The organism is Brevundimonas sp. UBA6550 (genome assembly GCF_002434505.1).
GTDB lineage: Bacteria > Pseudomonadota > Alphaproteobacteria > Caulobacterales > Caulobacteraceae > Brevundimonas.
Genome location: NZ_DJKE01000008.1, coordinates 39,283 through 58,565, shown reverse-complemented (window position 1 = coordinate 58,565; position 19,283 = coordinate 39,283). Strand labels below are relative to the sequence as shown.

22 protein-coding genes are annotated in these 19,283 nt (G+C 69.3%); 9 read left to right on the top strand and 13 right to left on the bottom strand.

From position 1 onward, the window contains the following. Nucleotides 1-81: 81 nt before the first annotated feature. Genes rsmD through B3Z70_RS08150 form a run of 3 tightly spaced genes read right to left on the bottom strand, consistent with a single transcriptional unit; the run spans nucleotide 82 to nucleotide 2,614 of the window. Nucleotides 82-654, bottom strand: coding sequence for a 16S rRNA (guanine(966)-N(2))-methyltransferase RsmD (rsmD, locus tag B3Z70_RS08160; RefSeq protein WP_292045336.1), 573 nt, complete (start codon nucleotides 652-654; stop codon nucleotides 82-84). Then, a complete protein-coding gene (locus tag B3Z70_RS08155) occupies nucleotides 654-1,067 on the bottom strand; it encodes a GFA family protein (RefSeq protein ID WP_292045334.1) in 414 nt (137 codons plus the stop codon). The genes rsmD and B3Z70_RS08155 overlap by 1 nt, the downstream gene beginning before the upstream one ends. A 26-nt stretch (nucleotides 1,068-1,093) precedes the next feature. Next, the gene (locus B3Z70_RS08150) at nucleotides 1,094-2,614 is read right to left on the bottom strand and encodes a pseudouridine synthase (protein WP_292045331.1); all 1,521 of its coding nucleotides are present in this window, start codon (nucleotides 2,612-2,614) and stop codon (nucleotides 1,094-1,096) included. Nucleotides 2,615-2,626: 12 nt separating this feature from the next. Between B3Z70_RS08150 and tadA the strand changes: the two genes are divergently transcribed. Genes tadA through B3Z70_RS08135 form a run of 3 tightly spaced genes read left to right on the top strand, consistent with a single transcriptional unit; the run spans nucleotide 2,627 to nucleotide 4,646 of the window. Further along, nucleotides 2,627-3,085 carry a tRNA adenosine(34) deaminase TadA gene (tadA, locus tag B3Z70_RS08145; protein ID WP_292019824.1) on the top strand — a complete coding sequence of 153 codons (459 nt, stop codon included), beginning with the start codon at nucleotides 2,627-2,629 and terminating at the stop codon, nucleotides 3,083-3,085. 21 nt (nucleotides 3,086-3,106) lie between these two features. Beyond that, nucleotides 3,107-3,559: an MliC family protein gene (locus B3Z70_RS08140; RefSeq protein WP_292019827.1), complete on the top strand. Its 453-nt coding sequence runs from the start codon at nucleotides 3,107-3,109 to the stop codon at nucleotides 3,557-3,559. A 40-nt stretch (nucleotides 3,560-3,599) separates the two neighbouring features. Beyond that, nucleotides 3,600-4,646: an NAD(P)H-dependent flavin oxidoreductase gene (locus B3Z70_RS08135; protein WP_292019830.1), complete on the top strand. Its 1,047-nt coding sequence runs from the start codon at nucleotides 3,600-3,602 to the stop codon at nucleotides 4,644-4,646. Here the strand turns inward: B3Z70_RS08135 and B3Z70_RS08130 are convergent. Genes B3Z70_RS08130 through B3Z70_RS08120 form a run of 3 tightly spaced genes read right to left on the bottom strand, consistent with a single transcriptional unit; the run spans nucleotide 4,643 to nucleotide 6,899 of the window. After that, nucleotides 4,643-5,230 (bottom strand): GNAT family N-acetyltransferase, encoded by a 588-nt coding sequence (locus B3Z70_RS08130; protein ID WP_292019861.1) that lies wholly within the window; start codon nucleotides 5,228-5,230, stop codon nucleotides 4,643-4,645. The two genes, B3Z70_RS08135 and B3Z70_RS08130, sit on opposite strands and share 4 nt — an antisense overlap. Next, entirely contained in the window at nucleotides 5,230-6,336 is a 1,107-nt protein-coding gene (gene aroB / locus B3Z70_RS08125; protein ID WP_292019832.1) for a 3-dehydroquinate synthase, read from the bottom strand. Before aroB ends, B3Z70_RS08130 begins: the two co-directional genes overlap by 1 nt. After that, nucleotides 6,333-6,899: a shikimate kinase gene (locus B3Z70_RS08120; RefSeq protein ID WP_292019834.1), complete on the bottom strand. Its 567-nt coding sequence runs from the start codon at nucleotides 6,897-6,899 to the stop codon at nucleotides 6,333-6,335. Before B3Z70_RS08120 ends, aroB begins: the two co-directional genes overlap by 4 nt. Before the next feature lie 125 nt (nucleotides 6,900-7,024). On the opposite strand from B3Z70_RS08120, the gene B3Z70_RS08115 reads away from it, so the two are divergent. From B3Z70_RS08115 to B3Z70_RS08090, 6 genes are all read left to right on the top strand, one after another. Continuing rightward, nucleotides 7,025-7,945, top strand: a complete 921-nt coding sequence (locus B3Z70_RS08115) for a site-specific tyrosine recombinase XerD (protein WP_292019838.1) — start codon at nucleotides 7,025-7,027, stop codon at nucleotides 7,943-7,945. Nucleotides 7,946-7,962: 17 nt separating this feature from the next. Further along, nucleotides 7,963-8,187, top strand: a complete 225-nt coding sequence (locus B3Z70_RS08110; protein ID WP_292019840.1) for a DUF1902 domain-containing protein — start codon at nucleotides 7,963-7,965, stop codon at nucleotides 8,185-8,187. A 98-nt stretch (nucleotides 8,188-8,285) separates the two neighbouring features. After that, nucleotides 8,286-8,480 carry a type II toxin-antitoxin system HicA family toxin gene (locus B3Z70_RS08105; RefSeq protein ID WP_292019842.1) on the top strand — a complete coding sequence of 65 codons (195 nt, stop codon included), beginning with the start codon at nucleotides 8,286-8,288 and terminating at the stop codon, nucleotides 8,478-8,480. A 90-nt stretch (nucleotides 8,481-8,570) separates the two neighbouring features. Then, nucleotides 8,571-9,518 (top strand): acetyl-CoA carboxylase carboxyltransferase subunit alpha, encoded by a 948-nt coding sequence (locus B3Z70_RS08100; RefSeq protein WP_292019844.1) that lies wholly within the window; start codon nucleotides 8,571-8,573, stop codon nucleotides 9,516-9,518. A gap of 127 nt (nucleotides 9,519-9,645) precedes the next feature. After that, nucleotides 9,646-10,197: a response regulator gene (locus B3Z70_RS08095; RefSeq protein WP_292019846.1), complete on the top strand. Its 552-nt coding sequence runs from the start codon at nucleotides 9,646-9,648 to the stop codon at nucleotides 10,195-10,197. Next, complete coding sequence (locus B3Z70_RS08090; protein WP_292019848.1) at nucleotides 10,194-10,673, top strand: chemotaxis protein CheE; 480 nt, start codon at nucleotides 10,194-10,196, stop codon at nucleotides 10,671-10,673. The genes B3Z70_RS08095 and B3Z70_RS08090 overlap by 4 nt, the downstream gene beginning before the upstream one ends. On the opposite strand, the gene B3Z70_RS08085 is transcribed toward B3Z70_RS08090, so the two are convergent. The 7 genes from B3Z70_RS08085 to B3Z70_RS08055 form a co-directional block, all read right to left on the bottom strand. After that, nucleotides 10,658-12,508: an ABCB family ABC transporter ATP-binding protein/permease gene (locus B3Z70_RS08085; RefSeq protein ID WP_409410570.1), complete on the bottom strand. Its 1,851-nt coding sequence runs from the start codon at nucleotides 12,506-12,508 to the stop codon at nucleotides 10,658-10,660. The genes B3Z70_RS08090 and B3Z70_RS08085 overlap by 16 nt on opposite strands. A gap of 109 nt (nucleotides 12,509-12,617) precedes the next feature. Continuing rightward, nucleotides 12,618-13,634 (bottom strand): threonine aldolase family protein, encoded by a 1,017-nt coding sequence (locus tag B3Z70_RS08080; protein ID WP_292045329.1) that lies wholly within the window; start codon nucleotides 13,632-13,634, stop codon nucleotides 12,618-12,620. Next, nucleotides 13,634-14,557: a mechanosensitive ion channel family protein gene (locus B3Z70_RS08075; protein WP_292019854.1), complete on the bottom strand. Its 924-nt coding sequence runs from the start codon at nucleotides 14,555-14,557 to the stop codon at nucleotides 13,634-13,636. The genes B3Z70_RS08080 and B3Z70_RS08075 overlap by 1 nt, the downstream gene beginning before the upstream one ends. A 66-nt stretch (nucleotides 14,558-14,623) precedes the next feature. Further along, nucleotides 14,624-16,312: a cisplatin damage response ATP-dependent DNA ligase gene (locus B3Z70_RS08070; protein WP_292019856.1), complete on the bottom strand. Its 1,689-nt coding sequence runs from the start codon at nucleotides 16,310-16,312 to the stop codon at nucleotides 14,624-14,626. A gap of 98 nt (nucleotides 16,313-16,410) precedes the next feature. Further along, nucleotides 16,411-16,908, bottom strand: coding sequence for an RcnB family protein (locus B3Z70_RS08065; protein WP_292045327.1), 498 nt, complete (start codon nucleotides 16,906-16,908; stop codon nucleotides 16,411-16,413). Nucleotides 16,909-17,043: 135 nt separating this feature from the next. Then, nucleotides 17,044-18,864 carry an ATP-binding protein gene (locus tag B3Z70_RS08060; protein WP_292045323.1) on the bottom strand — a complete coding sequence of 607 codons (1,821 nt, stop codon included), beginning with the start codon at nucleotides 18,862-18,864 and terminating at the stop codon, nucleotides 17,044-17,046. A 50-nt stretch (nucleotides 18,865-18,914) separates the two neighbouring features. Beyond that, nucleotides 18,915-19,238 carry a BolA family protein gene (locus tag B3Z70_RS08055; protein ID WP_292021422.1) on the bottom strand — a complete coding sequence of 108 codons (324 nt, stop codon included), beginning with the start codon at nucleotides 19,236-19,238 and terminating at the stop codon, nucleotides 18,915-18,917. Between the last annotated feature and the right edge of the window lie 45 nt (nucleotides 19,239-19,283).

Below are 19,283 nucleotides of genomic sequence, written 5' to 3'. Positions count from 1 at the left end.
GGTGCAGGGGCGCCGCCTGGAACTGCACCTTGTTGCACATCGCACTGTTTTCGATCGTGCAGTGCAATGGACGGCTGAGGCTCAGGCGCCCGGTCCCGCGCGCAGGAACAGCACTCGCGCCGCGCCATAGTCGCGCGCGTCCAGCCGCTCATAGCCGGGCGTGTCGATCTCCGGTTCATCCGAGCCGCGCTCGAACACCACCAGGGCGCCGGGTTTCAGCCAGTCGCCTTCGACCAGGCGAGCCAGCGTCTGCTCCCCCAAGCCCTTGCCGTAGGGCGGGTCCAGGAAGGCGATGTCGAAGGCCTCCGCCACCGGGCCGGGGCGCACGCCCAGGTCGGTGGCGCTGCGCCTATGGACCCGCGTGCGCCCCATCAGCCCATAGGCGTCGGCGTTCTCGCGGATGGCGCCGCGCGCGCCGTCGTCCGTCTCCACGAACAGGCAGAAGCCCGCGCCCCGGCTGACCGCCTCGAACCCCAGGGCGCCGGAACCGGCGTACAGGTCGATGACCCGCGCGCCCTGCAGGCTCTCGGCCCAGGCGGCGTGTTCCAGCACGTTGAACACCGCCTGGCGCGCGCGGTCCGAGGTCGGGCGCGTGCCCTGCCCCTCCGGCGCGACGATGGCGCGGCCCTTCAGGCTTCCGGCGACGATCCGCATCAGGCTTCGGGCGCAGCGAACTGGGCGTACAGTTCGTCCGTGGTCAGGCGCGGCCGATCCCCCGCCAGGGCGTAGGTGTCGGGCTTGCTCTCGATGCAGAACTCGTCCTCCAGCTTAAAGGCGGACGGGTCGTCGAACGCCTGGGCCGAGACCATGGTCACGGCCCAGGCGTTGGAGCGCCAGAACAGGCCGGTCCCGCAGGCCGGGCAGAACTGGCGCGTCGCCCAGTCGGACGAGGCGTAGGTCGCCACCGTCCCCTGAACCGCGACGCTGTCGCCGCAGTCCACGCTGAACAGGATGCCGCCCGACAGGCGCCGGCACGTGCCGCAATGGCAGGCGTGCATCCCGCCTCTAGGCGTGGCGGTGAACGTCACGGCGCCGCACAGGCACCGGCCGGTGGAAGAAGACGTCATGCCTCAACTCTCCTCGGCGGCGCGTTTCAGCGAGGCGCGCGCGGCTTGCCGCCAGGGCCGCGCCCGCTGGTTCCCGATGGACCCGCCGGCTTGCCGCCGGAACGCGGCTTGAAGTCGCGCCCCCCCGCGCCCGCGCCCGGACCGGCGCGTCCACCGGGCTTGGCGCCCGGCTTGGCGGCGGGCCTGGCCCCTGCGGGCTTCCTGCGGTCGTCGATGAACTGGTCGTCGCGCGGCTTGAAGGCGCGCTTTGGCCGGTCGCCGTCCTCGCGCGCCGGACGGTCGCCGGCGGGGGCGGTGCGCTCGCGCGGCTTGAAGGTCTTGGAATGTTCGAACCTGGGCGCGGCCTTGGCCCAGCCCTCCTTCTTGGCCGGACGCTCGCGGCGTTCGACGGCGTCGGCCTGGGCCGTTTCGGCGGCGCGCACGCGGCTGGGCTTGCGCGACGGGTCCGACATGGCCGAGCCCGACCGGCCCTTGACGATGGGCGTCGATACCCGGCGACCGGGGATGGGCGCGGGCGTCTCGACCGTATTGCCGGTGGGCAGGTTCTCGGGCCGGATATAGTCGGCCAGCAGTTCGCGGATCACGCGCGGCCCGACCTCCTCGACCGCCCCGACGGGCAGCACATCCAGGCGGAACGGACCATAGGCCAGGCGGATCAGGCGGTTGACCGTCAGGCCGACCGATTCCAGCACCTTGCGGACCTCGCGGTTCTTGCCCTCGGTGATCGAGACCGAGATCCACAGGTTGGCGGGGGCCTTGCCGTCCTCGGCCTTCGACTCCTTGGCCTTGTCCAGCTTGGCCTCGATGGGGCCATAGGACACGCCGTCCACGACCACGCCGTCCTTCAGCGCGTCCAGCTGGTCCTGGGTGATCTTGCCGCGCGCCCGCGCCCGGTACTGGCGCACCAGCGAGGTGGAGGGCAGTTCCAGCGCCCGGCTCAGCTCGCCGTCATTGGTCAGCAGCAGCAGGCCTTCGGTCGCCAAGTCCAGCCGCCCGACCGAGATCACGCGCGGCAGGCCGGCCGGCAGGGCGTCGAACACCGTCGGCCGTCCGGTCGGATCGCTGTGGCTGGTCAAGAGGCCCGCAGGCTTGTGATAGCGCCACACGCGCGTCGCCTGGGTCGAGCCGATGGGCTTGCCATCGACCGTGATCACGTCGTCGCGCGTCACCAGGGTCGCGGGCGTGTCCAGGATGCGGCCGTTCACCGCCACCTTGCCCAGGCCGATCAGCCGCTCGACCTCGCGTCGCGAGGCGATGCCGGCGCGGGCCATGGTCTTGGCGATTCGCTCGGCGCGCAGGGGCGTCTCCGCCTTGCCCGACTTGGCGTCCTTGCCGCCCTTGTCGCTGCGAGGCCGGTCGCTGCGGGGCCGATCCGGCTTGTCGCCGAAACGCTTTGCGCCGTCGTCGCGAGGGCCGCGCGGCTTGTCGCCGAATGATTTCGTCCCGTCGCCGCTCTTGCGGGGACCGGAGGATTTAAAGGGCCGGGGCGACCGTTCGTCTTGACGGGCGCGGGGCTTCTTGTCGTTGTCGTCTGTATGGCGGACCATGATGAGCGGTTCATGCGCATGGCGCTGGACCAAGCGCAAGCGGCGGCGGACGCAGGAGAGGTGCCCGTGGGCGCAATTCTTGTCGATCCGACCACCGGAGAGGTCGTCGCGACCGGCGCCAATGGTCCGATCTCGGCCCACGACCCCACCGCCCACGCCGAGATCGTGGCCATGCGGCGGGCCGCGACGGCGCTGGAGAACTACCGCCTCACCGGCCTGACCCTCTATGTGACGCTTGAGCCGTGCGCCATGTGCGCCGGCGCCATCAGCCACGCGCGTATCGGTCGCGTGGTCTGGGCCGCCGACGATCCCAAGGGCGGCGCCGTCCTCCACGGCCCGCGTCTGTTCGAACAGCCGACCTGCCACTGGCGTCCGACCACGGACTCAGGTCTTCTGGCCGAGGAGGCGTCGTCTCTGCTCAGGTCCTTCTTCCGCCAACGGAGGGGAACGGGGGCAGGCCGCGCACGTTAAACCGCCGCGAAAGCGGCGCCGTTGGGCGACGCCGTGGAGGGAAAGACCTTGTTCAAGCCGGATCTGCCGCAGTCGATCGTGTTCAGCGGCCTGGCCGCCCTGGCCCTGCTGACCGCCTGCGGCCCGGACCCCGACAAGGCGCCCCGCAGCGGCGACGAGGTGAAGGATCGCGCCGTCGCCGCCCAGACGGCGCGCCAGCGCACCGGCGCCGAAATCCAGGACCGCACCCTGAACCGCGTCGTCCACACGGTCTATCTGTGCGACAACGGCGAGCGCCTGTCGGTGGACTTCGACAATCCGCGCCAGATGGCCACCGTCCGCAACTCGTCCGGCGAGGCGGTGGACCTGTATCAGGAACGCGCCGCCGACGGCATCTGGTATCGCGCCTCCAACGTCGAACTGCGCGGCAAGGGCGTGCTGGCCACCTGGTCGGTCGAGGGCCGCCAACCGACGGAATGCCGGGCCGTCGACTGACGCCGTTGCGGCGGACGCTTCGGGCGCCTAGCTGCAGCCCATGTCCCTGATCGACCGCCTCGACCTGACCGTTCCCGTCATCCAGGCCCCGATGGCGGGCGTCTCCACCCCGCAGATGGCGGCCGCCGTGTCCGACGCCGGCGCCCTGGGCTCAATCGGCGTCGGCGCGACCGATGCGGACGGGGCCGGGCGGATGATCGCCGAGACCCGCGCCCTCACCGACCGCCCCTTCAACGTCAATCTGTTCGTCCACGCCGCGCCGCGCCGCGACCCGGCCAGGGAAGCCGCCTGGCTTCAGGCCCTGACGCCCCAGTTCGCGGCCCTCGACGCCGCGCCGCCGGCCAGCTTGGGCGTGATCTATCGCAGCTTCGCCGATGACGACGCCATGCTGGCCCGATTGCTGGCCGATCCGCCTGCGGTGGTCAGCTTCCATTTCGGCCTGCCCGACGACGCCCGCATCCGCGCCCTGAAGGCGGCCGGTTGCCTGCTGCTGGCCACCGCCACCACGCTGGACGAGGCCCTGGCCTGCAAGACTGCCGGCATGGACGCCGTGGTGGCGCAGGGGTGGGAGGCCGGCGGCCATCGCGGCATGTTCGACCCCGACGCCGAGGACAGCCGCCTGGGCGCGATGGCCCTGACCCGGCTTCTGGTCGCCCGCGCGGGTCTGCCCGTCATCGCCGCCGGCGGGATCATGGACGGACGGGGCGTCCGCGCCGCACTGGATCTCGGCGCCGTCGCGGCTCAGATGGGCACCGCCTTCGTCGCCTGTCCCGAAAGCGCCGCCGACGCCGGATACCGCGCCGCCCTGGCCGGCGACGCCGCGAACCATACGACAATGACCCGCGCCATATCCGGCCGCCCCGCCCGCTGCCTGGCCAATCGCTTCACCGCCTGGGCCGCGACGGCCGCGGCCGTCCCGCCCGACTATCCGGTCGCCTATGACGCCGGAAAGGCGCTGAACGCCGCCGCCAAGGCCGTGGGCGAGTTCGGCTTCGGCGCCCAGTGGGCCGGTCAGGGCGCGCCCCTGGCCCGCACCCTGCCCGCCGCCGACCTGATCGCGACGCTGGTCGCGGAGATGGACGTCTAGCCCAACGCCGCCAACCGGCGATCCAGGCCGTCGCGGACCTCGGGCCAGTCGTCGTCTATGACGGCGAACATGGCCGTGTCGCGCGCCCGGCCGGTCCAGGTGGTCTTGTGCTTTCTCAGCACGCCTTCGGCCTTGGCGCCCAGTTTCAGGATGGCGGCCTGGCTCTGGGCGTTGACGGCGTCGGTGATGATCTCGACCCGCACCGCGCCGGCCGCGAAGGCATGGGCCAGCAACAGTCGCTTGCACGCCGGATTGATCGGACCGCCGCGCGCCTCGGGCCGATAGAAGGTCGAGCCGATCTCGCAGCGGCGATGGGCGGGATTGATCTCGTACAGGCTGGTCGTGCCCACCACCGCCCCGTCCGAGCGCCGCCGCACCGCATAGGCGATCCGCGTCCCGGCCCGCATCGCCGCCAGCGCCGCCTCCCACCAACCGTCGAAATGGTCGCCATAGGCGGGCGCCACCATGATCGCCCAGGCGTCGGGATCGCAATCCAGAGCCGCGCGGACCTCGGCTTTCAGCCCGTCCTCGAACGGCTCCAGCCGGACGAACCGATCCTCCAGCGGCTCCATGCCGATCCGCATCACGCCGTCGCGCCTTCCTCGATCAGGAAGGCCCGCACCTTGGCCGAATCCACGCCCTTGGCCACGAAAGCCTGGCCGACGCCGCGCGCCAGGATCAGTGTCAGCGCCCCGCCCTCGGCCTTCTTGTCCCCGGCCATCAGGGCCAGCAGCCGGTCGGCCGCGAACGCGCCCGCCTGTTCCAGCCGCGTCGGCAAGCCTGCGGCGGCGACCACCGCCTCGACCCGCGCGACATCGGCGGCCGAACACAGGCCCTCGCGCGCCGAATAGCGGAAGGCCATGCAGCAGCCCAGCGCCACCGCCTCGCCGTGCGCCAGGGCGTCCTCGTCGAACCCCACCTCGGTTTCGACCGCATGGCCGAAGGTGTGGCCCAGGTTCAGCAGGGCGCGCCGTCCCGCCTCCTTCTCGTCCTCGCCGACCACCGCGCTCTTGATCTCGACCGAACGGATTACCGCCCGCTCCAGCGCCGCCGGATCACCCGACGCCCCCACCGCCCCCTCGCCCGCCAACCAGTCGAAGAAGGCCGCGTCGCAGATCAGCCCGTGCTTCAGCACCTCGGCCCAGCCCGAGCGCACCTGACGTTCCGGCAGGGTCGCCAGCACGTCGATGTCGGCCAGCACCAGACGCGGCTGATGGAAGGCGCCCACCAGATTCTTGCCGCGCGGCGTGTCGATGGCCGTCTTGCCGCCGACCGACGAATCCACCTGGGCCAGCAGGGTCGTCGGAACCTGCACGAAGTCGATGCCGCGCATATAGAGCGCCGCCGCCAGACCGGCCAGATCGCCCACGACCCCGCCGCCCAGGGCGATGACCACATCCTTGCGGTCCAGCCCGATCTCCAGCAGCCGGTCCAGCACCCGCTCCAGCTGGGCGAAGGACTTCGACCCTTCCCCCGCAGGCACGGCGACCGTCTGAGTGTTCACACCCGCCGCCGCCAGCGATTCGGCCAGGGCCGCGCCGTGGATCGCCGCCACCGTCTCGTCCGTGACGATGACCGTCCGCCCCTTGGCCAGCGGTGCGATGCGCCCGCCCGCCTGGGCCAGCAGGCCACGTCCGACCACGACGTCATAGGCGGCGAAGGCGCCGCCGCTCACGGCAAGGGTCGTCATGTCCGGGTCTCCGCGCGTCTTCGGTTGCGCCAGTGGCGGCGCAGGTTCTTGTGGATGGCGTCGACCGCCTGGCCGTGCGAGCCCTGGCCCACGTCCACCGTCACGTCCGCCTCGCCATAGATGGGATAGCGCGCCTCGGCCAAGGTGGTCAGCACCTCCAACGGGTCCTTGCCGCGCAACAGGGGGCGGGTGTCGCGTCGCGCCACCCGCTCGGCGATCACGGCCAGATCGGCCCTCAGCCAGATGGTGTCGGCGCGGTCCTTCAGCAGGGCGCGTGTTTCCGGGTTCATCATCGCCCCGCCGCCGGTGGCCAGGACTATGGGCGGCCCTTCCAGCAGGCGTCGGATGACCCGCGCCTCGCCCGCCCTGAACTCGTCCTCGCCCAGGGCTGCGAAGATTTCCGACACCGTCATGCCGGCCGCCGCCTCGATCTCCACGTCGCCGTCCGCAAACGGCAGCTTCAACCGATTGGCCAGCCGGCGCCCGACCGACGATTTGCCCACCCCCATCAGCCCGACCAGGGCTATGGTGCGCGTCGGCGCCGGATTCGCGCGCCGCCTCATCCGGCGGCTCCGGCGGAACGGACGGTCGAAGGAACGGCGAAGGCGAAGGCGCAGGCAGGCATGATCCCTGAAACCTCTACACCAAGCCAGACCATGCGCCATCCGTTCGGCGCGCGGATCGTGAGATGACGCCCCAGATCGAGGCCTTTCTGGAGATGATGGCCGTCGAGCGCGACGCCTCGCCCCACACCCTGTCGGCCTATGGTCGCGATCTGGCCGACGCCGAGACGGCGCTGTCCGATGTCGGCGGCCTGATGGGCGCGGACGCCGAAGCCGTGGAAGCCTGGTTCGCCGACCTGTCGCGTCGCGGCCTGTCGGCCGCCACCGCCGCCCGCCGCCGATCCTCCGCGCGCCAGTTCTATCGCTTCGTCCTGGCCGAGGGCTGGCGCGCCGACGATCCGTCGCGCCGTTTGGACGCGCCCAAACAGGGCCGGTCCCTGCCCAAGGTCCTGAGCCGCGCCGAGATCGACGCCCTGCTGGCCGCCTCGGCCGCCCGCGACGCGGCGGCGGGCCTGCGCCTGGTCGCCCTGGTAGAGATGGCCTACGCCTCGGGCCTGCGGGTGTCCGAACTGCTGGGGCTCAAGGTCGAGGCGGTGCGCCGCGACCCCGCCTATCTGATCGTGCGCGGCAAGGGCGGCAAGGAACGGCTGGCTCCCCTGAACCCCGCCGCCCGCGAGGCGATCAAGGCCTGGCTGACCGCCCGCGACGCCAAACTCAAGGCCAAGAATGGGCGAAAGCCCGAGACGCCTGACAGCCCCTGGCTCTTTCCCTCCTTCGGCCGCACCGGCCACCTGACCCCGCGCCGGTTCGCCCAACTGCTGGACGAGGCCGCGATCACCGCCGGAATCGACCCCGCCCGCGTCAGCCCCCACGTCCTGCGCCACGCCTTCGCCACCCACCTGCTGGAGGGCGGCGCCGACCTGCGGGTCGTCCAGACCCTGCTGGGCCACGCTGACATCGCCACCACCCAGATCTACACCCATGTCGCCACCGACCGCCTGGCCCAGGTCGTCCACCAAAACCACCCCTTGGCGCGCGACGACTGACAGCGCATATTCGGCCTATGGCTGAACAGTTCTACGTCAAGGCGATCTGGGATCCCGAAGCCGGGGTCTGGTACAGCGAATCGAATATTGTCGGGCTGGTGCTGGAAACGGCCACACTCGGTGAGTTCGAGAATTTGGCTCGACATTTCGCGCCGGAGCTTCTGGCGGAAAACCTCGGCATTCACGGCCCTGTTCCAGTGCGATTCGAGGCTGCTGGTGGGTTTGACGTCATCGCCGCGTGACATTCAATATTGTCACGACCGCACCGCACAACAAGCGGTGCATTCTGTCGCTTACGTCGTGACGCCATCATTGTTCCAGAACAACGATTGATCTGGAAATGCCCAAGGACTTCTATCCCGAACTCACCGCCCTCCTCTTCGCCGCTGGCTGGCGTCGCGTCATCAACGCCAAGGGTAGTCACGAGAAGTGGCAGCACCCGGATCAACCGCACGCCGTCATCGTTCCGCGCTCCAAGAGCCGACACACCGCCAACACTATCCTCAAACAAGCCGGTTTGCCCAAGGCCTTCTGAACCGTCGCTTGCCGGGCGGCGTTGACCTCTCTAGTTTCCCCCGCCTTCCCCAAGGGCGCTCTTGCCCGCTTGCAGTTCCCGGACGCCTTGATGGCCACGCACTATCTCGACTTCGAAAAGCCGATCGCCGATCTGGAAGCCAAGATCGAGGAGCTGTCGCTGCTGTCCGACACCTCGGGCGACTTCGACAACGAAATTGAGGCCCTGCGCAAGAAGGCCGAGCAGCTGCGCAAGAAGACCTACGCCGGTCTGGACCCCTGGATGAAGACCCAGGTCGCGCGCCACCCCCAGCGTCCGCACTTCGTCGACTATGTCGAGGGTCTGTTCACCGACTGGAACGAACTGCACGGCGACCGTCAGTTCGGGGACGACCAGGCGATTCTGGGCGGTCTGGCGCGGTTTCGCGGTCGGCCGGTGGTCATCATGGGCCACGAAAAGGGTCACGACACCACCACCCGCATCACCCACAACTTCGGCATGGCCCGGCCCGAGGGCTATCGCAAGGCGGTGCGCCTGATGGACATGGCCGAGCAGTTCGGCCTGCCGGTTCTCAGCTTCATCGACACGGCCGGCGCCTATCCGGGCCTGGGCGCCGAGGAGCGCGGTCAGGCCGAGGCCATCGCCCGCTCGACCGAGCGCTGTCTGACGCTGGGCGTGCCCTCCATCGCCACCATCACGGGCGAAGGCGGTTCGGGCGGCGCCATCGCCATCGCGGCGGCCAGCCGGGTGATTATGCTGGAGCATTCGATCTATTCGGTCATCTCGCCCGAGGGCGCCGCCGGCATCCTGTGGCGCGACGGCGCGCGGGCCAAGGATGCGGCCATGGCGATGAAGATCACCGGCCCCGACCTGATGCAGCTGAAGATCGTGGACCGCCTGATCGAGGAGCCGACCGGCGGCGCCCACACCGACCGCGAGGCCGCCATCGCCAAGGTCGGCGACGTCCTGGCCGAGGAACTCAAGGGTTTCGCCGGCCTGTCGCCGCAGCAGATCAAGACCCAGCGCGCCGAACGCTTCTACGCCATCGGCGCCCTGTAAGGCGCCGAGCGCCAGCGTTAACGCAGCGTCCATCATCGTCTGACAGGCTGACGCCCTATCCACAGCGGTTACGGGGCGCACGGCCGGCCATGATCACAACGGCGGGTTCGATCCGGGGCCGAGCAGCATGAGCGGCGGCGAAACCCTGCGCGAAAGCGCCGTCTTCAACCTGACGGGCGCGGTGACGATGATCGTCGATGATTCGCCCTTCTCGCTGACCTTGACGGCCAACGCCCTGGCCGGTTTCGGCATCCGACCCAGCTTCGCCATCGGCAGCGGCGCCGAGGCCAAACGGCTGCTGGCCGAAAAGACCATCGATCTGCTGGTCATCGACACCGACATGCCCGACATCGACGGCTTCGAGCTGATCCGCTGGCTGCGGCGATCCGGCCCCAACCCCAACGCCTTCATCCCTGTGATCATGACGGCCAGCCACATCCGGCGCGGCCGCGTGGCCGAGGCGCGCGACTGCGGGGCCAACTTCGTCGTGACCAAGCCGTTCAGCCCCGCGCTCTTGCTGGAGCGCATCCTTTGGGTGGCCCGCGACAGCCGTCCCTTCCTGGAAGTGGGCGACTATCTGGGACCGGATCGCCGGTTCCGCCACACGGACTACGAGGGCGTCGAACGCCGCGCGGACATGTTGCGCCGCAAGACCGCGATGGAGAGCGTGGCGCTATGACCGTCATCACCCATAATCAGAAACGCTCGCGCCTGGCCGAGATGATGGATCGACCCGGCGGGATCAGCGTCGGCGTCGCCCTGGCCCAGGCCAGGACCAATCTGGACGCCCTTCAGGACCAGGCGCGCGACATCATCGCCCGGAACATCGCCGCCCTGCTGGCCAAGCCCGATCCCGACCTGATCGAGCCGTTGCGGCTGGATGCGGCCTATTCGGCCTCCAGCCAGATCATCGACGCGGCCAGTCCCTTTTCGATGGACGACCTGTGCACGGCGGCCAAGGGATTGTGCGATCTGCTGGACGCCGCGCCGCGCCAGGGCGGCTTCGACTGGCGCATCGCCACCGTCCACGCCCAGGCCATGAAGGTGCTGCTGTCTCTCCCGCCAGAGGAACAGGCCGCCCGCACCGCCATACTGACCAATCTGCACGAAGTCCTTCGCCGCAAACTGCCGGCCGCCGATCAGTCGGCGGGCTGAGCTGCCTTTCCGGCGCGGGTCTGCTTCTTCCACAGGGCGGCGTATTCCCCGCCCTGACGCGCCACCAGCTCATGGTGGGCCCCGCGTTCGACGATCCGCCCGGCCTTCAACACCAGAATCTGATCGGCGTCGGCCACGGTGGACAGTCTGTGCGCGACGACCAGGGTCGTGCGCCCGTTCCGGGCCTTGCGCAGGGTCTTCTGGATCGCCGCCTCGGTTCGGCTGTCCAGGGCGCTGGTGGCCTCGTCCAGAATCAGGATGCAAGGATCGGCCAGCAGGGCGCGGGCGATGCCGACCCGCTGACGCTCGCCGCCCGACAGCTTCAGCCCACGCTCGCCGACCTTGGTCTGCATCCCTTCGGGAAGGCCCCGGATGAAGTCGGCCAGTTCCGCCGCTTCGGCCGCCGCCCAGACCTGGGCCTCGTCGGCGTCTGGACGGGCGAAGGCGATGTTGGCCGCCAGGGTGTCGTTGAACAGGGCCACGTCCTGCGGCACCAAGGCGACCGCCGCCCGCAACGACGCCTGGGTCACCTGACGCGCATCATGACCGTCGATCAGCACCCGCCCCTCCTGCGGGTCCAGCAGACGCAGGGCCAGTTTGACGATGGTGGACTTGCCCGCCCCTGACGGACCGACCAGGGCCGTGGTCGTGCCGGGCGGGGCGAAGAAGCTGACGTCTTCCAACCCGTTGGCGCGGGCGTCGTGGCGGAAACCGACGTGCTCGAACCGCACCGCCGCGCCGCGCGCATCGACCGGGCGCGGCAGGGCGACGGCGTCGGGCGCATCGGCCACCTGCGGCGTCTGGCGCGTCACCTTCAGCATCTCCTCCATGTCGATGAAGGACTGACGGATTTCACGATAGGCGAAGCCCAGGATGTTCAGCGGCGCATACAGCGAGATCATGATCAGGACGGCGGCGGTCACATCGCCTGGTCCCATCCGTCCGGCCGCCGCCTCGAACCCGGCCATCACCGCCATGACGCCCAGCCCCAGGTTCATGACCAGAGCCTGCATCCCGTTCAGCATGGCCAGCGAACTGTTGGCCTTCAGCGACGCCTGGGCATAGTCGCCCAGCGCCCGTTCATAGGTCCGGGTCGCGCGAGTCTCTGCGCCGAAGGACTTGACCGTCTCATAGTTCAGCAGGGCGTCGACCGAGACCCCGGCGGCCTCGGAATCGGCGGCGTTCATGATGCGCCGATGCTCCAGCCGCCAGTTGGACATGGCGAAGGTGGCGATGGTGTAGATGGCCACGACCGCCACAGCGACGGCGGCGAAGCGCCAGTCGTATTTGCCGCCCAGAACGGCGGCGGCCAGCACCAGTTCGACCCCGGTCGGGACCAGGTTGAAGGCCAGGATGCGCAGCAGGAAGTCCACGGCGCGCGACCCGCGATCCATCGTGCGCGACAGGGCGCCCGAGCGTTTGGTCTGGTGGAAATCCAGCGACAGGCTCAGCGCATGGGCGAAGGCCTCGGCCGCCGTGGCGCGCTGGGCGGCGGCGCGCACGGGTGCGAACACGACATCGGAAATCAGCGGCGAGGCCGCCGACAGCAGCCGCACCAGGGCCCAACCGACCGCGAAGGCGGCGAACCCCAGGCCGACGGCCGCCGCCGCGCCCTGCCCCGCCGCCAGTCGATTGACCGCCGCGCCCAGCACCAGCGGCGCCAGCACCCCCAGCCCCTTACCCGCCAGCGTCAGGGCGATAGCCGAGATCAGCCGCAGCCGAAGCTGCGGCGCGCCCGAACGCCCCACCAACCGCGCCAGATCCGCGAGCGCCGTCAGCGTCGCCGGTCCGTCCGTCTTGTCATCCATGCTCCCGGCCTGCTGCGCCTTGACCATCGGGTCGCGCCGGCCGCCTGAGCGTTCACCACGCATCGCCATGGGCCGCATATGGAAAGCCAATGCGACCGGGGAAAGGCCACGCTGGCGCGCGACCGGGGATTAGTCGTCAATCCAGGCCGACGATCGCGTCCAGCAACTCGTCGACCGCCGCCGTCTGGGTGGCCCAGGAACAGACGAACCGCACCGAACCGTCGTCGAACGGATAGCAGGCCCAGCCCAGGTCGGTCAGCCGCGCGTGCGCCTCTGGCGTCATCCGCACGAAGACGGCGTTGGCCTCCACCGGATGGGCCAGGACGAAGGACGACCGCGTGGCGATGCCCGCCGCCAGCCGCTGCGCCATCAGATTGGCGTGGGCGGCGCCGGCTTCCCAGTCGCCGCTTTCCAACAGGCCCAGCATCGGGCCGGACAGCAGTCGCGTCTTGGACGCCGTCTGCCCGGCCTGTTTCAGCCGGTTGTCCAAACGCCGCGCCAGCGTCTTGTCGAACAGCACGATGGCTTCGGCGCAGTTGGCCCCGGCCTTGGCCCCGCCGAATACCAGAACATCCACGCCCAGGCGCGGAATGTCCTTCAGGTCGAACCCGGCCGCCGCCGCATTGGCCAACCGCGCCCCGTCCATATGGACGCGATAGCCCTGCGCCTTCACCGGCTCGATCAGGTGGCGCAGGTCTTCCTCGGTATAAACCCCGCCATATTCCGTCGCCTGGGTCAGGGACAGGGCGGCGGGCGGCTGGCGATGGCCGACCTCGGCCTCGGCCAGTTGCGCCTGCAGGGCCAGAGGGTCGATCTTGCCGGAAAAGCCCGGCAGGCCGATCAGGCCGACGCCATGGCCGAAGAAGCCCGGGGCGCCCGTCTCGTCGGTGCAGATATGCGCTGCATGGTGCGCCATCACCGCCTCATAGGGCTGGGCCAGCATCGACAGGGCGATGGCGTTGGCGGCCGTGCCGCTGAACACGAACCGCACCTCGGCGTCCGCGTCCAGCCGCTGCCGGATCTGATCGGCGGCGCGCGCCGTCACGTCGTCGGCGCCATAGGCGCGGGCGAACCCCTTGTTGGCGCGCACCAGCCCCTCGATGGCGCTCAGCGCCATCCCCGCCGTATTGTCGGACCCAAAGTCGTAACGCATCAGCCGACCTTGCCCGCAACCGGCGCGTCGATGGAATGGTGATCGGCGTCGCCATAGGGCACGGCCACCTGATGCGGGAACGGAATCTCGATTCCGGCGTCGTCCAGCGCCTCCTTGCCGCCCTGCATCAGATCGGCCTGGGTCTGCCACCAGTCGCCGACCTTGACCCAGGCGTGCAGGGTGATCTGAACCGAACTGTCCAGCAGGCCCGTCACGCCGGTCCACGGCTTGGGATCATGCAGCACCTTGTCGTGGCCGCCCGCGACATCGGCCAGAACCTGACGCGCCTGGTTCAGGTCGTCGCCATAGCCGACGGTGAAATGGATCTCGATCCGGCGCGTCTGCTGCCCCGTCAGATTGGTCAAAGAATCGCTCAGGACCTTGGAGTTCGGAATGACGATCTTGTGGTTGTTGGCGTTCGACAGCTGGGTCGTGAACAGGTCCAGCCGCTGCACCGTGCCCGACATCCCGCCCACGTCCACCACATCGCCCACGCGATAGGGTCGCAGCACCAGCAGCATGATCCCCGACGCCACGTTCGACAGCGTGCCCTGCAACGCCAGACCGACCGCCAGCGACGCCGCGCCCAGCACCGCGATGATCGAGGTCGTCTGCACGCCCAGCCGCTGCAGCACAGCGATCATGCCGACGATGATGACCACCACCCGCACCACCTGCACGGCGAAGCTGAGGACCGTCGGGTCGTGCCGGAACCCCCGCACCCGCGACAGGGTCTTGCGCGCCGCGCTGGACGCCCATTTCGCCGCGAACAGGGTCGCGATGAAAATCAGGATGGCGATGGTCAGATTGATCGCGAAATCGCCGGCCATATCCGTCAACTTGGCGACCATGGCGGCGTCCACGGCGACCGCCTGGCGTCCTGCGGCTACAGCTTCTGCGATGGGGCTTGCGGTATTGGACATAGGCCGGGTCTAACGCCTGCCGCGCCGATTGGAACCCCCGAAAGGGCGATTTTCAGGCTTCGCTTTTCAAGCCTTGGCGATGCGTCCGCCGCCGCTTTCTATGGCGTCCAGCAGGTCCATCACATTGGCCAGGGTGTCGGCCTCTCGGGCGGGCTTGTCCCAGCGGATGCGGCTGACGCGCGGAAACCGCATGGCCACGCCCGACTTGTGCCGGGTCGAGCGATTCAGCCCCTCGAAGGCGATCTCCAGCACCAGGCCGAAATCCCGTTCCGCCCGCACCGACCGCACGGGTCCGAAACGGTCGATCGTGTGGTCGCGCACGAACTTGTCCAACTGCTTCAACTCCTCGTCGGTGAAGCCGAAATAGGCCTTTCCGACCGGCGTCAGCGCCCCCTCCTCGGTCCAGACGCCGAAGGTGTAGTCGGAATAGAAGCTGGATCGCTTGCCGTGCCCGCGCTGGGCGTACATCAGCACCGCGTCGATGACGTGCGGATCGCGCTTCCACTTGAACCACGGCCCCTTGGGCCGCCCGGCCAGATAGGCGCTGTCCCAGCGTTTCAGCATCAGCCCCTCGGCCGCCGCTCCCACCGGCGGATCGGCTCTCAGCCGCGCCAGTTCTTCCCAGTCGGCATAGTCGACCAGGGGCGACAGATGCAGCCGCCCGCCCGCATGGTCGGCCACCAGCGTCTCCAGCCGCGCGCGACGCTGGCGCAGCGGCAGGCTGCGAAGGTCCTCGCCGTCCTGGGCCAGCAGATCATAGGCCACCACCGCCGCCGGAAAGGACTGCATCGCCTTGGCGTCCACCGTCTTGCGGTTCAGCCGCTGCTGCAGATCGCCGAACGGCGCCACCGCCCCCTCGCGCCAGACGATCAGTTCGCCGTCTATGGCGCCCTCGAACGCCAGGGCGTCCATCACATCGGGAAAGGCCGCCGAAATCTCGTCGCCGGTGCGGGAATAGAGTTTTCGCACCTCGCCCTCCAGCACGGCCTGAACGCGGATGCCGTCCCACTTCCACTCGGCGGCGTAATCGGCGGGCGACAGTTTGGGCAGATCCACCGCCTCGTCGATGGCCACCGCCAGCATGACGGGCCGGAACCGACCGGGCGCATCGGGGCTGGGCCGCTCGGCCCGCCCCTCCAGCCAGGCGAACAGGTCGGCATAGGGCGGCTCCACCGCGTGCCAGACCTCCTCTATGGCCGAGGCGTCCAGGGCCTCCAGCATCGTCTCGCCTTCGTCGCCGTCCGGCGATGGCGGCGCGGGCGCGACGTCGGGACGCATCATCGCCGCCGCCGTCTTGGCCAGCCGCGCCGACAGACCCACGCGCAAGGCCCCCGTCATCAGCTTCAGCAGCGCCCACCGCCCCTTGGGCTCCAGCGCGTCCAGCCAGTTTTCCAGCAGACCCCGCACCTCGGCCCGGCTGGCGGTGCGCAGGGCCTCGACCACCTCGGCCAGTTCCGGTTCGCGGTTCGGGCGGCGGTCCGGCGTCACGGGCCAGATCAGGGCGACCGTCTCGGCCAGATCGCCCACATAGTCGTAGGACCAGCCGAACAGCACGCTGTCCACCCGCCCCTCCACCGCCTTTCGGATCATGGCCGGCTTGGCGGCGTCGAAGGTCAGGTCGCCGGTCAGGGCCGCCAGCGCCCAGCCCCGATCCGGGTCGGGCGTCGCCCGCAGATAGTCGCGCACCAGCACCAGTTTGGCGTTGCGCGACGCCGTCAGGGACAGGCGATCCAGAAGCTCGGCGAAGGCGCGCATTTCCATCCCTGTCCAGGCGCGCCAACCGTCGCCGCTGGTTCCAAACGAAAAACGCCCCGGAGGTTTCCCTCCGGGGCGCTTCTCGCCGATGCGGTCGCTTAGTTGAACAGGCCCGCGATCACGGCGGTGATCAAACCGCCCGCCACGGCTGCCAGCACGACGTCGTTGCCGCTGCGGACATATTGATAGCCGTGGGGCGGCGCACGCAGACCGTAGCGGCCGTAGTCGCGCACCACATAGTCGTTGGTGCGGTAGTAGGACGGCATCCGCTGGCCGTATCGCCACGACCGGACCTCGTAGCCGCGCGGCGGCACATAGCGCGGGGCGTGATAGCGGCGCTGCGCCTGCTGCCAGCGGGCATAGGCGCGCTGCTCCTCGCGATAGGCGTGGCGTTCGCGGCGTTGCTCATGGCGGAAGTCGCGGCGCTCGTGGCGCTGCTCGCGACGGAAGTCGCGGTGATCCGGGCCGGGACCGTGGCGCGCGGCGGGGCCATGCGGCCCGTGCGGCGGCATGGGCTGGGCCGAGGCCGCGCCTGCGGCACCCAGTGCGCCGGCGGCCATGACTGCAGCGATCGCGGCGGTGAGGGTCTTTCTCATGGTCGTGTCTCCATCTGCGGCCGAAACGATTCGACGTCTCGCCCTTATGGAGGCTCCGGCCTGAGGTCAGTCTGAACCGCGCCGTTCGGTCGAGGTTCATCGCGCGGCCAAGTCCCGGCCGCATTCCTTCGCGCGTCAGGCGGCGGCCGAGGTCTCGGACGGCGGCTTGAACGTCTGCGCGACAGCCTCGCGTCCCCCGCTTACCCGGCCCATCAGCAGGGCCAGGGCGCTGAAGTCGATGGGTTTGTTCAGATAGGCGTCCGCCCCGGCGTTCAGGCCCGCCTCATGATCCTCCGACCGCGCCGAGGCGGACAGCACGACAATGGGCGTGTCGGCGTTCAGACCGCCGCCTTCACGGATCAGGCGCGTCGCGCTCAATCCATCCATCACCGGCATGTTGACGTCCATGATGATCAGGTCGAACGGCTGGCTGGCGGCGCTGTCGATGGCGATCTGACCGTTTTCGGCCGTGGCGGTGACATGGCTGGCCGAGCTCATCCACGCCTCCAGGATCATGCGATTGACCGGATGGTCCTCGACCACCAGCACCCGCAGCGATTCCCCGCCCTCGATCTCGGCATGGACCTCTTCGGCCAGCACCGGCTTGGCCCATTCCACCACCTCGGCCTCGATCTCCAGGGTGAAGCGCGATCCCTCGGCCAGTTTGGAGGTGACGGTGATGTCCCCGCCCATGATGTTGGCCATGCGCCGCGCGATGGTCAGGCCCAGGCCCGTGCCGCCGAACCGGCGCGTGGACGAGCTGTCGACCTGGGTGAACGGGAGGAACAGCCGCTCCAGATCGGCCGAGGCGATCCCCGCCCCGCTGTCCTGAACGACGAACTGGAACCGCACGCGCTGATCCGAAATCCGCTGCGCCCGCACGGTGTAGAGGATGCGGCCGGCCTCGGTGAATTTGACGGCGTTGGACAACAGGTTCTGCACCACCTGGCAGACCCGCAAGGGGTCGCCGCGCACCACGGTCGGCATCTCGCCTTCGAAGGTGGAGACGAACTCCAGCCCCTTGGCCTCGGCCTGGGCCTCGAACGGGCCGGTGATGCGCTTGTGCAGGCTGTCGATCGAGATATCGACGACCTCGAAGTTCATCTTGCCCGCCTCGATCTTGGTCATGTCGAGGATGTCGTTCAGCAGCGACAGCAGATTGTCGCCCGAGTTGCGGATGATCGACAGATACTCCCGCTGCGTCGTCTCCAGCCGCGTGGCGCCCAGCAGTTGGGCGGCGCCCAGCACCCCGTTCATCGGCGTGCGCAGTTCGTGGGAGATCACGCCGAGGAAGTTGGACTTGGCGTCATTGGCGGCGTTGGCCTTGTCGCGCGCGGCTTCCAACTCTTCGATCAGATGCGCCTGATGGGATTGGAACACCCGTATCCGCTCTTCGCGCAACAGGGTCATGGTGACCAGGACAAACAGGCCGGCGGCCGTGAACGGCACCACCGCCAGCATGGACCAGAACTCGTCGCCGCCCCAAAGGCTGCCGAGAATGACCGCCGCCGCCGCACCGTAGGGCGAGGAGATGATGAGGGCCTGACGCGGCGAACTGCGCAACTGCGCAAAGACCAGCACATAGCCGGAAATGATCAGCGCCAAGGCCAGGGGACGGCCGAATTCCGCCGACGAGAACCACGCCAGCAGGGGCGCGGTCGCCCAGGCGCCGGTGGTCGCGGTCGCCACGATCGGGAACACCATGCCCCAGCCGGCTTCCACACGATGGCTCAGTCGTTTCTCCACCAGGCCGCGCAGCGATCCCGCGGCCAGCGTCACACCGAACCAGAGGGCGGCCGGCAGCCAGCCCACCGTCCCCAGCAGCCCCACGGCCCAGGAGGCGATGATCATATAGCGCAGGTACTGCGTCTGCAGGATGGCCGTTAGCGCCTGGGACGCATCCCCGGCGCGCTGATCGCCTGGCAAAGCCTTCGCTACGCCGTCCGATTCCACCATAGCCCAGAGCCCCACCTTCTGTTTGGTCGCGTGACGCTAAGACGAAGGTTCTAAGACGATGTGAACGTTGTTTTTTCTTCCCCAGCCTCGTCCGGCGTCAGGGCCTTGATCGACAGGGCGTGGACCGGCCCGGCCAGTTCGGTCTTCAGCAGCGCATTGACCGCGCGCTGGCGCGCCACGCGCGACTGCCCCTGGAAAGTCTCGGACACGATCACCAGATTGAAATGGCTCTCTCCGCCAGGCTTGGCGTCCATCCCGCCCTCGTGGTGATGGCCGGCGTGCCGCCAGCTGTCATCCTCGATCTCCAGCCGCCGGGGGGCCAGGCCCTCCGTCAGTTTTGCACGAATAATTGCCGCGACCGGGCCTTCCGACATGATCGATTCCTTGATGCCGTCCAATTCGGCCCTACACTTCGGCTG